The sequence below is a fragment of the Pseudomonas sp. LBUM1660 genome (assembly GCF_059695935.1).
On the sequence record NZ_CP166795.1, the window covers coordinates 6245219 to 6259623 of the forward strand.

The 14405-nt window shown below is 59.6% G+C and carries 13 protein-coding genes; 2 read left to right on the forward strand and 11 right to left on the reverse strand.

Annotated elements, in window-relative coordinates; genetic code table 11:
* Positions 1 to 52: 52 nt before the first annotated feature.
* The 7 genes from ACA068_RS29065 to ACA068_RS29095 all read right to left on the reverse strand — a co-directional run bounded on the left by ACA068_RS29065 (position 53) and on the right by ACA068_RS29095 (position 9711).
* Positions 53 to 958, reverse strand: coding sequence for a response regulator (locus ACA068_RS29065; RefSeq protein ID WP_497306486.1), 906 nt, complete (start codon positions 956 to 958; stop codon positions 53 to 55).
* A 167-nt stretch (positions 959 to 1125) separates the two neighbouring features.
* On the reverse strand, positions 1126 to 1887 hold the full coding sequence (phoU, locus tag ACA068_RS29070; RefSeq protein WP_008150055.1) for a phosphate signaling complex protein PhoU: 762 nt from the start codon (positions 1885 to 1887) through the stop codon (positions 1126 to 1128).
* A 71-nt stretch (positions 1888 to 1958) separates the two neighbouring features.
* The gene (pstB, locus tag ACA068_RS29075) at positions 1959 to 2792 is read right to left on the reverse strand and encodes a phosphate ABC transporter ATP-binding protein PstB (RefSeq protein ID WP_497306487.1); all 834 of its coding nucleotides are present in this window, start codon (positions 2790 to 2792) and stop codon (positions 1959 to 1961) included.
* Between the two features lie 157 nt (positions 2793 to 2949).
* Positions 2950 to 4620: a phosphate ABC transporter permease PstA gene (gene pstA, locus ACA068_RS29080; RefSeq protein WP_497306489.1), complete on the reverse strand. Its 1671-nt coding sequence runs from the start codon at positions 4618 to 4620 to the stop codon at positions 2950 to 2952.
* A 15-nt stretch (positions 4621 to 4635) separates the two neighbouring features.
* Positions 4636 to 6918, reverse strand: a complete 2283-nt coding sequence (locus ACA068_RS29085) for an ABC transporter permease subunit (protein ID WP_497306491.1) — start codon at positions 6916 to 6918, stop codon at positions 4636 to 4638.
* Positions 6919 to 7155: 237 nt separating this feature from the next.
* Positions 7156 to 8154 (reverse strand): phosphate ABC transporter substrate-binding protein PstS family protein, encoded by a 999-nt coding sequence (locus tag ACA068_RS29090; RefSeq protein ID WP_497269450.1) that lies wholly within the window; start codon positions 8152 to 8154, stop codon positions 7156 to 7158.
* Between the two features lie 258 nt (positions 8155 to 8412).
* Entirely contained in the window at positions 8413 to 9711 is a 1299-nt protein-coding gene (locus tag ACA068_RS29095) for an MFS transporter (protein WP_497306493.1), read from the reverse strand.
* A 382-nt stretch (positions 9712 to 10093) separates the two neighbouring features.
* Here ACA068_RS29095 and ACA068_RS29100 point away from each other — a divergent pair, with 382 nt between their 5' ends.
* Positions 10094 to 10498, forward strand: a complete 405-nt coding sequence (locus ACA068_RS29100) for an acyl-CoA thioesterase (protein ID WP_007896491.1) — start codon at positions 10094 to 10096, stop codon at positions 10496 to 10498.
* Between the two features lie 57 nt (positions 10499 to 10555).
* Positions 10556 to 11455 (forward strand): D-hexose-6-phosphate mutarotase, encoded by a 900-nt coding sequence (locus tag ACA068_RS29105; RefSeq protein WP_497306495.1) that lies wholly within the window; start codon positions 10556 to 10558, stop codon positions 11453 to 11455.
* Between the two features lie 117 nt (positions 11456 to 11572).
* Here the strand turns inward: ACA068_RS29105 and ACA068_RS29110 are convergent, their stop codons facing one another.
* The 4 genes from ACA068_RS29110 to purE form a co-directional block, all read right to left on the reverse strand.
* Positions 11573 to 12109, reverse strand: coding sequence for a DUF3299 domain-containing protein (locus ACA068_RS29110; protein WP_497306496.1), 537 nt, complete (start codon positions 12107 to 12109; stop codon positions 11573 to 11575).
* Between the two features lie 87 nt (positions 12110 to 12196).
* Positions 12197 to 12442: a GlsB/YeaQ/YmgE family stress response membrane protein gene (locus tag ACA068_RS29115; protein WP_497306498.1), complete on the reverse strand. Its 246-nt coding sequence runs from the start codon at positions 12440 to 12442 to the stop codon at positions 12197 to 12199.
* Positions 12443 to 12553: 111 nt separating this feature from the next.
* Complete coding sequence (locus tag ACA068_RS29120; RefSeq protein WP_438659681.1) at positions 12554 to 13636, reverse strand: 5-(carboxyamino)imidazole ribonucleotide synthase; 1083 nt, start codon at positions 13634 to 13636, stop codon at positions 12554 to 12556.
* Positions 13637 to 13647: 11 nt separating this feature from the next.
* On the reverse strand, positions 13648 to 14139 hold the full coding sequence (gene purE, locus ACA068_RS29125) for a 5-(carboxyamino)imidazole ribonucleotide mutase (RefSeq protein ID WP_017341565.1): 492 nt from the start codon (positions 14137 to 14139) through the stop codon (positions 13648 to 13650).
* Positions 14140 to 14405: the final 266 nt, after the last annotated feature.

The following is a 14405-nucleotide window of genomic DNA, read 5'->3' on the forward strand; positions in this document are numbered from 1 at the left end:
GATCTGTAGGAGCGAGGCTTGCCCGCGAAGACGGACTCTCAGTCGATGAAGATTACGCGCCAGGTACGAAGTGCTTCTGCGCCGTACCACGGGCAATCAATCGGGAGATGTAGTCGAGCTTTTGCGCATCCTGATCGACAAAGCGGAAGGTCAGTTGCAGCCAGTCGCTGTCGGGTTTCGGTTCAAACGCGACGATGGCGTGCAGGTAGCCATTGAGGCGAGCAACTTCAGCGTTGTCGCCCTGCTCCAGATCAAGCACGGCGCTGTCGAGGACTTGCGGCAACGTGTCGGTGCGCTTCACCACCAGCAGCGCTTCCTTGATGCTCAAGGCTTTGATCACGCACTGCTGAATGCCGCCTGGCAAACGCAACTGGCCTTGACCTCGACCGCTGGCCGGTGCGGAAGCAGCGACCGGCGCCTTGACCGGTGGGCTGTTGAGCAAACCGCGCGAAGGGGCTGCCGCCGGTGCGGGAGCTGAGACCACGGCCGCCTTGCCGCCGGTCAACGCGCTCAGGGAATCATTGCCGAAGGCCGAGTTCATTTTGGTTGGCGCACCGTTCATCAAGGCGTCGAGCTTGCCGACCTTGTTGAGCGCTTGCTTGACCTTGGTCAGCAGTTGTTCGTTGGTGAAGGGCTTGCTGACGTAGCCGGAAACGCCGGCCTGAATCGCCTGGACCACGTTCTCCTTGTCGCCACGGCTGGTCACCATCACGAAGGGCATGGTCTTGAGGTTGTCCTGCTCGCGGCACCAGGTCAGCAGTTCCAGGCCAGACATTTCCGGCATCTCCCAGTCGCACAACACCAGGTCGAACGCTTCCTTGGCCAGCATGGCCTGAGCCTTTTTGCCGTTGATGGCATCTTCGGTCCGGATCCCCGGGAAGTAGTTACGCAGGCACTTCTTTACCAGGTCACGAATGAATGCCGCATCGTCCACCACCAACACACTGATCTTGCTCATCCATCACCCCTCGAAAAAATCCCGGCAAGCATACCGTTTTGCTGATGGCACATTGCCAAAAACTTTCAGTCACGCCGGGACTTTTCGTTCGCGGGTGCTGCTTTTGAAGTCGAAAACCACACAAAAAAACGCCCGGCCAAAGGACCGGGCGTTTTTCTTGGGCAGTCTTACTTATCGTCAGCTTTGCCCGGAACATTAGCGGTTTCGCCACTTGTGCCTTCAACTTCTTCTTTCATGCGCTTGAGGCCCAGGTGACGCACGTCTGTGCCGCGCACCAGATAAATCACCAGCTCCGAGATGTTGCGTGCGTGGTCGCCGATGCGTTCCAGCGAACGCAGTACCCAGATAATGCTCAAGACCCGCGAGATAGAGCGCGGGTCTTCCATCATGTAGGTCGCCAGCTCACGCAGTGCGGTCTTGTATTCGCGGTCGATGATCTTGTCGTACTGGGCCACCGACAACGCCAGGTCGGCATCGAAACGGGCAAAGGCGTCCAGCGCGTCACGCACCATGTTGCGCACCTGGTCGCCGATGTGGCGAACCTCGACGTAACCGCGCGGGGCCTCGCCTTCTTCGCACAACTGGATGGCGCGGCGGGCGATCTTGGTCGCTTCGTCACCGATGCGCTCCAGGTCGATCACCGACTTGGAGATGCTGATGATCAGACGCAAGTCAGACGCCGCCGGCTGACGGCGGGCCAGAATGCGCAGGCATTCTTCGTCGATGTTGCGTTCCATCTGGTTGATCTGGTCGTCGATCTCACGAACCTGCTGGGCCAGGCCGGAGTCGGCCTCGATCAGCGCGGTCACCGCGTCGTTGACCTGCTTTTCCACCAGACCGCCCATGGCCAGGAGGTGGCTGCGCACTTCCTCGAGCTCGGCGTTGAACTGCGCGGAGATGTGATGGGTAAGGCCTTCTTTACTAATCATGTTGGCGTCCTTGGAGCGTCCGGTTAGGTGCGGTGGACCGCAGCGTCAATTCAGTGAGCAACTACAGCTTCCTAGCCGTAACGACCGGTGATGTAGTCTTCGGTCTGCTTCTTCGCCGGATTGGTGAACAGGGTGTCGGTATCGCCGAATTCCACCAGTTTGCCCATGTACATGAACGCCGTGTAATCGGAAACCCGCGCGGCCTGTTGCATGTTGTGGGTCACGATGACGATGGTGAATTTCGATTTCAATTCGTAGATCAGCTCTTCGACTTTCAACGTCGAGATCGGGTCGAGTGCCGAGCACGGTTCGTCGAGCAGCAGCACTTCCGGCTCCACGGCGATGGTACGGGCGATCACCAGACGTTGTTGCTGACCGCCGGACAGGCCGAGTGCCGACTCATGCAGACGGTCTTTGACTTCGTCCCACAGCGCCGCGCCTTTCAACGCCCACTCGACCGCTTCGTCGAGGATGCGTTTTTTGTTGATGCCCTGGATGCGCAGGCCGTAAACCACGTTTTCGTAGATGGTTTTCGGGAACGGGTTCGGCTTCTGGAACACCATGCCGACGCGACGACGCAGTTCGGCGACGTCTTCGCCCTTGCGGTAGATGTTGTTGCCGTACAGGTTGATTTCACCTTCTACGCGGCAACCGTCGACCAGGTCGTTCATGCGGTTGAAGGTCCGCAGCAGCGTGGACTTGCCGCAGCCGGACGGACCGATGAAGGCGGTTACGCGTTGTTTCGGGATGTTCAGGCTGACGTCGTACAGCGCTTGTTTGTCGCCGTAGTACAGGTTCAGGCCCGGTACTTCGATGGCCACGGTTTCCTGCTCAAGGCTCAGGCTCTGCTTGTCGCGACCCAGCGCAGACATGTTGATGCCGTGGGTATGTGCTTCGTGCTGCATGGGAGGCTCCCTGTGCTAACAAATTCGGTTCGGTTTGCCGCTGGCCTCACAAAAATGGGCCAGCGGTGTTGCCTTCTGTAGGGGCCAGGCTTGCCGGCGAAGGCGTCCTTGAAATCGCCTTCGCCGGCAAGCCTGGCTCCTACAGGGGGGGCGGTGATTAGCTATCCAGCGCTTTGTACTTCTCGCGCAGATGGTTACGGATATAAACGGCCGACAGGTTGAGCGTCGCGATCACCAGCACCAGCAGCAGCGCCGTGGCGTACACCAGCGGTCGCGCAGCTTCGACGTTCGGGCTCTGGAAGCCGACGTCATAGATGTGGAAGCCCAAGTGCATGATCTTCTGATCCAGGTGAAGGTACGGGTAGTTGCCGTCCAGTGGCAGCGACGGCGCCAGTTTCACCACACCCACCAGCATCAGCGGCGCCACTTCACCGGCGGCGCGCGCCACGGCGAGGATCATGCCGGTCATCATCGCCGGGCTGGCCATCGGCAGCACGATCTTCCACAAGGTTTCAGCCTTGGTCGCGCCGAGGGCCAACGAGCCTTCACGCACCGTGCGAGGGATCCGCGCCAGGCCTTCTTCGGTGGCCACGATCACCACCGGCACCGCCAGCAGCGCCAGGGTCAGGGACGCCCAGAGTAGACCCGGCGTGCCGAAAGTCGGCGCCGGCAATGCTTCAGGGAAGAACAACCGGTCGACCGAACCGCCCAGCACATAGACGAAGAAGCCCAGACCGAACACGCCGTAAACGATCGCCGGAACACCCGCGAGGTTGTTCACCGCGATGCGGATCAAGCGCGTCATTGCGTTCTGTTTCGCATATTCACGCAGGTAAACCGCTGCCAACACGCCGAACGGGGTCACGATCATCGCCATGATCAACGTCATCATCACGGTGCCGAAAATCGCCGGGAAGATCCCGCCTTCGGTGTTCGCTTCACGCGGGTCGTCGCTCAAGAACTCCCAGACCTTGCTGAAGTAGAAGCCGATCTTGGTGAAGGTGCCCATGGCGTTCGGCTGAAAGGCGTGAACCACTTTGCCAATGCCGATTTCGATTTCTTTGCCATTGGCATCGCGGGCCGTCAGGCTGTCGCGGTTGAACTGGGCGTGCAGGTCGTTCAGGCGTGCTTCGATGTCCTGATAACGAGCGTTCAGTTCGGCGCGCTCGGACTCCAGGTCCGCTTGCGCGGCGGCGTCGAGCTGGCCGGCCAGTTCCAGTTTGCGACCGTGCAGACGCACACGTTCCAGACCGGCGTTGATCGCGCCGATGTCGACCTTTTCCAGGGTCTTGAGCTGAGCCGCGAGCTGGTTGACGCGAGCAACACGGGCCTGCAACTCGGGCCATGCGGCTTCGCCTTCAGCGATGACTTTTCCGTCCTGCTTGACGTTGACCAGGTAGCCGTAGAAGTTGCCCCACTCGCGACGCTCGATGGCCATCAGCTCGGGTGGCGTCTTCTGGTTGGTCAGCCACTCGCCGACGATCCAGGTGAAGTCGTTGCCGTTCAGGTCACGGTTGCCAACCTTGATCAACTCGCGGGTCATGAACTCCGGGCCCTGATCGGGCACCGGCAGGCCAGCGCTTTTCAGGCGCTCGCGCGGCACTTCTTCTTTCTGCACCACTTCGCCGATGACGAGGTGGTTGGCTTGGCCCGGCACGTTGTAACTGGCGTGCACCAGGTCCGCCGGCCAGAAGTGGCCCAGACCGCGCACGGCAATCACCGCCAGCAAGCCAATGGTCATGATGACCGCGATGGACACCGCGCCACCGCTGATCCAGACGCCGGGGGCGCCGCTCTTGAACCATCCTTTCAGGGAGTTCTGTTTCACAGACTTCTACCTTTCTTAAAGCGACGAGTATTTCTTGCGCAGACGCTGACGAATCAGTTCTGCGAGGGTGTTCATGACGAAGGTGAACAACAGCAGCACCAGTGCCGAGAGGAACAGCACGCGGTAGTGGCTGCCGCCGACTTCCGATTCGGGCATTTCCACCGCGACGTTGGCGGCCAGGGTGCGCAGGCCTTCGAACAGGTTCATTTCCATGACCGGCGTGTTACCGGTGGCCATCAGCACGATCATGGTTTCACCCACCGCACGGCCCATGCCGATCATCAGCGCCGAGAAGATGCCCGGGCTGGCGGTGAGGATCACCACCCGCGTCATGGTCTGCCACGGCGTGGCACCGAGGGCCAGCGAGCCGAGGGTCAGGCCGCGAGGCACACTGAACACGGCGTCTTCGGCGATGGAGTAGATGTTCGGGATCACCGCGAAGCCCATGGCCAGACCGACTACCAGAGCGTTGCGCTGGTCGTAGGTGATGCCCAGGTCGTGGGAGATCCACATGCGCATGTCGCCGCCGAAAAACCAGGTTTCCATGTACGGGCTCATGTACAGCGACAACCAACCCACAAACAGAATCACCGGGATCAGGATCGCGCTTTCCCAGCCGTCCGGCACTTTCAGGCGGATGGACTCAGGCAGGCGGCTGAAGACGAAACCGGCGACCAGAATACCAATCGGCAAGAGCATCAGCAGGCTGAAGATGCCCGGCAAATGCCCTTCCACATAGGGCGCGAGGAACAGGCCGGCGAAGAAACCGAGGATCACCGTCGGCATCGCCTCCATCAGCTCGATCACCGGTTTGACCTTGCGGCGCAAGCTTGGGGCCATGAAGTACGCGGTGTAGATCGCAGCAGCGACGGCCAGCGGTGCGGCCAACAGCATGGCGTAGAACGCGGCTTTCAGGGTACCGAAGGTCAGCGGCGACAAGCTCATCTTCGGTTCAAAGTCAGTGTTGGCAGCGGTCGATTGCCAGACGTATTTAGGCTCGTCGTAGTTCTCGTACCAGACCTTGCTCCACAACGCGCTCCACGAAACTTCCGGGTGCGGATTGTCCAGCAGCAGCGGCTGCACCTTACCGTTAGCCTCTACGATGATACGGTTGGCACGCGGCGACATGCCGAAAATGCCTTGGCCTTCCACCACCTGATCGACCAGCAACGTGCGGTGAGCGGTACTGTGAAAGACGCCAAGCTTGCCGGATGCGTCGAGGGCTACGAAGCCTTTGCGACGCTCTTCAGCACTGATCTCAACAATCGGCGTAGTGCCCATCTGGAAGGTACGAATCTGCTTCAGACGCAGTTCGCCGTCCGGGTCGCGAGCCATGAACCACTGGGCCAGACCACCTTTGGAGTCACCGAGGATCAGCGAGATACCGCCCACCAACTGGGTGCTGGCGGTAATCTCGGCATCGCCGTTCTCAAGCAGCTTGTAGCGACCGTTGAGGCTCTTGTCGCGCAGGCTGAACACGTCGGCCTGAGCACGACCGTTGATGACGTACAGCCACTGCTGACGCGGGTCGACGAAGATGTTCTTCACCGGCTCGCTCATCTGCGGCAGATCGATACGCTTCTGCTCGTTGGTGACTTCGCCGGTCATCATGTTTTCTTCGCTGGTTAGCGACAAAACATTGAGTTGAGACCCGGTGGAGCCGACCAGCATCAGGGTCGTATCGTTGGCGTTGAGGCTGACATGCTCCAGCGCACCGCCCGCCTCGTTCAGCGCAATCGGGGTTTCGCCATACGGGTATTCGATGGCTGGCGAGATGGTCTTCTTGCCGTCCGGGTAGCTGACCTTGTACGTGTGACGGAACACCAGCGCCTGACCGTTGGACAAGCCAACCGCTACCAGCGGATGGCCGGGTTGGTCTTCAGCAATGGACGTGACCGTGGTGCCCGCCGGGATCGGCAGATCGACGCGCTTGAGTTCGGCGCCACTGTCGATATCGAAGAACAACGCCTGGCCCTTGTCGGAAACCCGCATGGCGACCTGGTTCTGTTCTTCCAGGGAGATCATCAACGGCTTGCCGGCGTCTTGCATCCAGGCGGGCGTGATGGCGTCTTGGGCGGTCAGGTCGGCGCCCTGAAACAGCGGCGCGACGACGTAGCCGAGGAAGAAAAAGATCAGCGTGATCGCGCCGAGAACGGCGAGGCCGCCCACGAGGACGTACCAGCGGGTCAGGCGATCCTTGAGCGCGCGGATGCGGCGCTTGCGTTGCAGCTCAGGCGTATTGAAATCAATTCGCTTGGGGGGATTAGTAGTCATGGTGGAATTGGCCAGATCATTCATGCGCACACCCTAGCGATCCTGTATGACAGAAAGATGACAATGCGGTGACGCAACAAATCCACCGCCAGCGGGAACTGGCAGTGGACCGGAAATTTGGGGGCCGGCGTACCGGCATTTGTAGGAGCAGAGCTTGCTCGCGAAGGCGTCATTACATTCAACATCAATGCTGACTGAACCACGGCTTTCGCGGGCAAGCCTCGCTCCTACAGAGTCCGGGTTTATCCCGGACTCAGGGTGTTACTTCTTTGCGACGTTGCCGCCTTCTTGCAGACCCAGGTCAGCCAGTGCTTTTGCAGCAACCTTGGCTGGCAGTGGGATGTAACCGTCTTTCACTACAACTTCCTGACCCTGTTTGGACAGAATCAGTTTCACGAACTCGGCTTCCAGCGGGGCCAGAGGCTTGTTCGGGGCTTTGTTGACGTAAACGTAGAGGAAACGCGACAGAGGGTACTTGCCGTTCAGGGCGTTTTCTTCGGTGTCTTCGATGAACTCGGTGCTGCCTTTCTTGGCCAGGGCCACCGTCTTCACGCTAGCGGTTTTGTAGCCGATACCCGAGTAACCAACACCGTTCAGCGAAGAGCTGATCGACTGCACGACCGAAGCCGAACCTGGTTGTTCGTTGACGTTTGGCTTGTAGTCGCCTTTGCACAGGGCTTCTTCTTTGAAGTAGCCGTAGGTGCCGGATACCGAGTTACGACCGAACAGTTGAACCGGCTTGTTGGCCAGGTCGCCGGTCACGCCCAGATCACCCCAGGTTTTCACGTCGGTTTTAGCACCGCACAGACGAGTCGAGGAGAAGATCGCGTCGACTTGCTCCATGGTCATGTGCTGGATCGGGTTGTCTTTGTGCACGAAGACAGCCAGGGCGTCCACGGCAACCGGGATAGCGGTTGGCTTGTAGCCGTATTTGGTTTCGAAGGCTTGCAGCTCGTTGTCCTTCATCTTGCGGCTCATCGGGCCCAGGTTAGCGGTGCCTTCAGTCAGCGCAGGTGGCGCGGTAGAAGAACCGGCAGCCTGAATCTGGATGTTTACGTTCGGGTATTCTTTTTTGTAGTTCTCAGCCCACAGGGTCATGAGGTTGGCCAGGGTATCGGAGCCGACGCTGGACAGGTTGCCCGACACACCAGTGGTCTTGGTGTAGCTCGGGATAGCAGGGTCAACAGCGGCAACCGCGTTGGCAGTCGCAACGCCAGCAGCGACAAAAGTCATTGCCGCCATCAAACGCTTCAGTTTCATGCCTTACTCCTAGCAGATAGGGTGTGTTAGTCGGGGCCAAGTATCGGCAGGCCGTGTGAACACTCTATGGCTGAAATATGACAATTAGATGAAAGGCCAGCATTGGATGTTTTAAGGAATACCGCGTCATCTTTCGTCGCGAGCAAGACCGCTCCCACACTGGATCTACACCTGAACACAGAGTTTGTGTCCAATTGAGTCGAATGTGGGAGCGGGCTTGCTCGCGAAGGGGCCAGTGCGCTGAATGAAAGAAGTGGTTTATCGACCCTTCTTCCAAAGATACGCACCCACCAGAATCCCGACCCCGCAAATAATCGCCACGTAATAGGCAGGCCCCATCGGGCTTTCCTTCAGAAGCAGCGTCACCACCATCGGCGTCAAACCACCGAAAATCGCATAGGCCAGGTTGTAGGAGAACGACAGCCCGCTAAACCGGACCACCGCCGGAAAGGCTTTGACCATCACGTAGGGCACTGCACCAATAGTCCCGACCAGCAGACCGGTCAGGGCGTACATCGGGAACAGCCAGTCCGGGTGATTGAACAGGCTGTGATAGAACGTCCACGAGCTGAACAATAACGCCGCACTGCCAAACACGAACACTCGACCCGCACCGAAACGGTCAGCCAGGGCACCGGAAACCACGCAGCCCACGCTCAGGAACACAATCGCCAGGCTGTTGGCCTGCAACGCCGTGGTCGGCGAGAAGTGGTAAACGGTCTGCAGCACGGTCGGGGTCATCAGAATGACCACGATGATGCCGGCGGACAGTAGCCAGGTCAGCAACATGGAAATCAGAATCGCACCGCGGTGGTCACGCAACACGGCACGTAGCGGCACTTCTTCGGCCAGGGCCTTGCGCAGTTGCAGTTCGGCGAACACCGGGGTCTCGTGCAACCAGCGGCGCAGATACACCGAGAACAGGCCAAACACGCCGCCCAGCAGGAACGGGATCCGCCAGGCGTAATCGGACACTTCCAGCGGGGTGTAAATGCTGTTGATCGCAGTGGCGACCAACGAACCCAGGAGGATGCCAGCCGTCAGACCGCTCGTCAGGGTGCCGCAGGCATAACCGATATGACGCGCAGGCACGTGTTCGGAAACGAATACCCACGCACCCGGTACTTCACCGCCAATCGCCGCGCCTTGAATCACCCGCATCAGCAGCAACAGGATCGGCGCCCACATGCCGATCTGCGCATAGGTCGGCAGCAGGCCCATGATCAGGGTCGGCACCGCCATCATGAAAATGCTCAACGTGAACATCTTCTTGCGACCCAACAGGTCGCCGAAATGCGCCATCACAATGCCGCCCAACGGACGAGCAAGGTAGCCGGCGGCGAAGATGCCGAACGTCTGCATCAGGCGCAGCCACTCGGGCATGTCCGCCGGGAAGAACAGTTTGCCCACCACCGTGGCGAAGAACACGAAGATGATGAAGTCGTAAAACTCCAGCGCGCCGCCCAGGGCGGAGAGCGATAACGTCTTGTAGTCGTTGCGGGTCAACGGGCGTGCGGGCTGGGTCGGCTGCGCGATGCTAGAGGGCGCTGTGGTCATGGCAAGGGCTTCTCTTATAGTCGGATCTGCAACCCCAACAACGCTGGCGAGGGCTTGGGCAGGTCCGGCACGATAGCAAATTGTTCGAAAAAGCACATAGAGGTGCGAATTTGACGGTCAAAATGAGAACCGGACGGTCGTCTCGGAGTCTACCGACCGATATACTCGCTGCGTTGCAGCATGTGTAAGGGGTTGCTGTGCGAAAACGCGCTGGCTGTCAGGCAATGTAATTGCGTGGTTCAGTCGCTTTCGCAGAGTTTCCCTTTAGGCGCCTTACGAAAAACGTGACGAACGCGGTATGTTCGGGCTGAATCGTTTTTCCTTGAGACGGCTATTCACCTGAAGTACTTATGAAGAGTCACGGGTCAGAGGCACCCCCGGCATGATAGAGCTCGAACAAGAAGATCCAATTCCGCAAGGCGACCTGGCCCTGCAAATCACCGCGCTTCCGCGTGAAACCAACGGCTTCGGCGATATTTTCGGCGGCTGGCTGGTGGCACAGATGGATTTGGCCGGCACCGCAATGGCCAGCAAAGTCGCTGGCGGACGCGTGGCGACCGTGGCGATTGATCGCATGGCGTTCCTGGTCCCCGTGGCGGTGGGCGCTCAGCTTTCCTTCTATACCCAGGCGCTGGAAATCGGCCGCAGCTCAATTCAGATGATGGTCGAAGTCTGGAGCGACGATCCGCTGTCCAGCGAGTGGCGTAAAGTGACTGAAGCCGTGTTTGTGTTTGTCGCGATCGATGGCAGCGGCCGTACTCGTTCGGTTCCGCCACGCGCGCGTTAAACACTGCGACCTTTACGCGGTCCATTGCAGTCATTGTTCCTGATCGAGAGTTGCCCCATGAGCACGCCCAACGTTGAAGCCGTGAAACTGGATGAACTGAACTGCTGGCGCATCCGCCACGGTCAGGCCGAATTGCTGGTCGCCCAGCAAGGCGCGCACATCCTCAGTTATCAATTGGCCGGCCAACCGCCGCTGATATGGCTCAACGACGAGGCCGTGTTCAAGACCGGCAAGAGCATCCGTGCCGGCGTGCCGGTGTGCTGGCCGTGGTTCGGCAATTTCCCGCGCAACCCGCAAAGTGTCCAGGCGATGCGCGTCAGCAACGAACCACCGACCGCCCACGGTTTCGTCCGGGCGATGGATTGGGAATTGGGCGGCATAGAAGCCGAGGGTGAGAGCCTGAAGGTGGAATTCATCCTGCCCTACCCCGAAGGCGGCTTTCCGGGCTGGCCGCATCAGGTGGATCTGAAGTTGAGCATCCGTCTGGATGAGCAACTGCATATCAACCTGACCAGCCACAATCAGGGCACCGATACCGTCACCCTCAGCCAGGCGCTGCACAGTTACTTCGCCGTCAGCGATGTGCGCACTGTGCATGTCGAAGGGCTGGATGGTTTGAGCTATATCGAAACGCTGGATGACTGGAAAACCGTCACCCAGGCCGGTGATTTGCATTTTGCTGGTGAGACCGACCGCATTTACCTCAATGCCCCGCCGAAGCTGAATATTGTGGACCCGGCCTGGGAACGGCGCATCGAGCTGACCAGCAGCGGTTCGCGCACGGCGGTGATCTGGAACCCGTGGATCGAACGCGCCGCGGCGTTCAGCGACATGGCCGACGATGGCTGGCAGAAGATGCTGTGCATCGAGACGGCGAATGTGATGGATGATGTGGTGACACTGGCGCCGGGTGCCAGTCATACCTTGGGCGTGAGCATCGCCAGCGCACCTCTCTAAACAACACCATAAATCCCTGTGGGAGCGGGCTTGCTCGCGAAGAGGCCGTAACATTCAACATCATCGTTGGCTGTTACACCGCCTTCGCGAGCAAGCCCGCTCCCACATTTGGATCACCTACAAATCTGATTCCTGCACTACCCGCACCTTCGCCGCATCCAGCGCATACGCCGCGTCAGCCAAATCATTGTTGACCTTCTCGACCTTCAGCGTGCCCGTCACCCACAGTGGTGTGTAGATGTCATCCAGCTTCAAGCCTTTGGGATAACGCACCAGCACCAACTGATTCGGTGGCGGTGGCGGCACGTGGATGCAGGCGCCCGGGTACGGCACAAGGAAGAACAATGTGCTGCGGCCCTTGGCGTCGGACTCCAGCGGCACCGGGTAACCTCCGATCCGGATGTTCTTGTCGTTCATCGACGGCACGGTTTTGGTCGAATACATCACCGCCGGCAAGCCCTTGCTCTGCTTCATGCCACCTTTTTCGGTAAAGGTGCCATCGCCTTCCGGGGAGTTGTGGTCGATTTCGGGCATGGCCTCGAGGGCTTTCTGGTCCGACTTGGGCATCAGTTCGAGCCAGTCGGTTTCCGGCAGTTCGCCGGCATGGGCCAAAACGCTGCCCAAAAGGAGGAGAGTCAAAAAAAGACGGCGCATGGAGGTGCTCGGTAAGGAAAGGACTGTTGAACGCCGAGCATTCTAGCCCTCCCCGCGCGCGCCGCAGAGAGGACTTTGTCGCTTGAATCAGTTCTTTCTGATCAAGCCGTAGACCACCAGCAACACCACCGCGCCGACCAGCGCACCGATGAAGCCTGCACCTTCGCCCGCGTGATAGATGCCCAGAGCCTGGCCGCCGTAAGTGGCCGCCAGCGAACCGCCGATACCGAGCAGGATGGTCATGATCCAGCCCATGCTGTCATCGCCCGGTTTCAGGAACCGAGCCAGGAGGCCGACGATCAAGCCGATAAAGATGGTTCCGATAATTCCCATGGCACTTCCCTCTGATTGAATGGCAATGCCCAAAGCCTAGACAGACTTTGGCATCCTGCCATGAGAGAACGACGGCCCCTGAATGGTTCCGCCGCTGCCACATGAAACTGTTTATTCGGCGATGAGCGCTTCGACCTTGAGTATCTGCGCGGCCAGTGTTTCGCGGTTTGCACAACGCAGGTTGGCGTGACCGACCTTGCGGCCGACTTTGAACGCCTTGCCATAGTGGTGCAGATGGCAATCAGCGATGGCCAGGACCTTCTCGGTCTCCGGCACTTTACCGATGAAGTTGAGCATCGCGCTCTCGCCAACCTTGGCCGTCGAACCCAGCGGCAGGCCAGCAACGGCTCGCAGGTGGTTTTCGAACTGGCTGCACTCGGCGCCTTCGGTGGTCCAGTGCCCGGAGTTGTGCACCCGCGGGGCGATTTCGTTGGCTTTGAGGCCACCGTCGACTTCGAAGAACTCGAACGCCATCACACCGACGTATTCCAGCTGTTTGAGCACACGGCTGGAGTAGTCTTCGGCCAAGGCTTGCAGCGGATGGTCGGTGCTGGCCACGGACAGCTTGAGAATGCCGCTGTCGTGGGTGTTGTGAACCAGCGGATAGAACTTGGTTTCGCCATCGCGAGCACGCACGGCGATCAGCGAGACTTCACCGGTGAACGGTACGAAGCCTTCCAGCAGGCAGGCGACGCTACCCAGTTCGGCGAAGGTGCCGACCACGTCTTCCGGTTTGCGCAGGACTTTCTGGCCCTTGCCGTCGTAACCCAGGGTGCGGGTTTTCAGCACGGCCGGCAGACCGATCGACGCAACAGCGGCGTCCAGATCGGCTTGCGATTGAATATCGGCAAACGCCGGGGTTGGAATCCCCAGGTCCTTGAACATGCTCTTCTCGAACCAGCGATCGCGGGCGATGCGCAGGGCTTCGGCGCTCGGGTAGACCGGGACGAATTGCGACAGGAACGCCACGGTTTCGGCCGGGACGCTTTCGAACTCGAAGGTCACCAGATCAACTTCATCAGCCAGCTGACGCAGGTGGTCCTGATCGCCGTAATCGGCCCGCAGGTGTTCGCCCAACGCGGCTGCGCAAGCATCCGGTGCCGGGTCCAGGAAAGCGAAGTTCATGCCCAGCGGGGTGCCCGCCAACGCCAACATGCGACCCAACTGGCCGCCACCGATTACACCGATCTTCATCGTCAACAACCTCAGGCGATGCGTGGGTCTGGATTTTCCAGGACGCTGTCTGTCTGCTCAGCACGGAAAGTTTTCAGCACCGCGTGGAATTGCGGGTGCTTGGCGCCGAGGATACTCGCCGACAGCAAGGCTGCGTTGATCGCGCCGGCCTTGCCAATGGCCAGGGTGGCAACCGGAATACCCGCGGGCATCTGCACGATCGAGAGCAGCGAATCGACGCCCGAGAGCATCGACGACTGCACCGGAACACCCAGCACTGGCAGGTGGGTCTTGGCCGCACACATGCCAGGCAAGTGGGCTGCGCCACCGGCACCGGCGATGATCACCTCGATCCCACGCGCCTCAGCTTCCTCGGCGTACTGGAACAGCAGGTCCGGGGTGCGGTGGGCAGAGACCACTTTCACCTCGTAAGGGATGCCGAGCTTTTCCAGCATATCGGCGGTGTGGCTAAGGGTGGACCAATCGGACTTGGAGCCCATGATCACGCCAACCAGTGCACTCATCGTCGTGCCTCTTCTCTCTGGGCGCCCGCAGGCGCGTCAAAAACAACAAGCCACGCAGAAATGCGTGGCTTGATTGTACGAAAAATGGCCGGACGAACCGGCCGAAGGCCGCGCAGTATACCTCAATGAAGCAGATAAACAGCCCCCGAAACGACCATCTGTCATACGGCGCAAAGTGCCGGTTTTATTGACTCTGAGGTCAGCCAAAAACAGCGTAAATCTACCCCGATCCTGTAGGAGCCAGGCTTGCCGGCGAAGGCGATCTT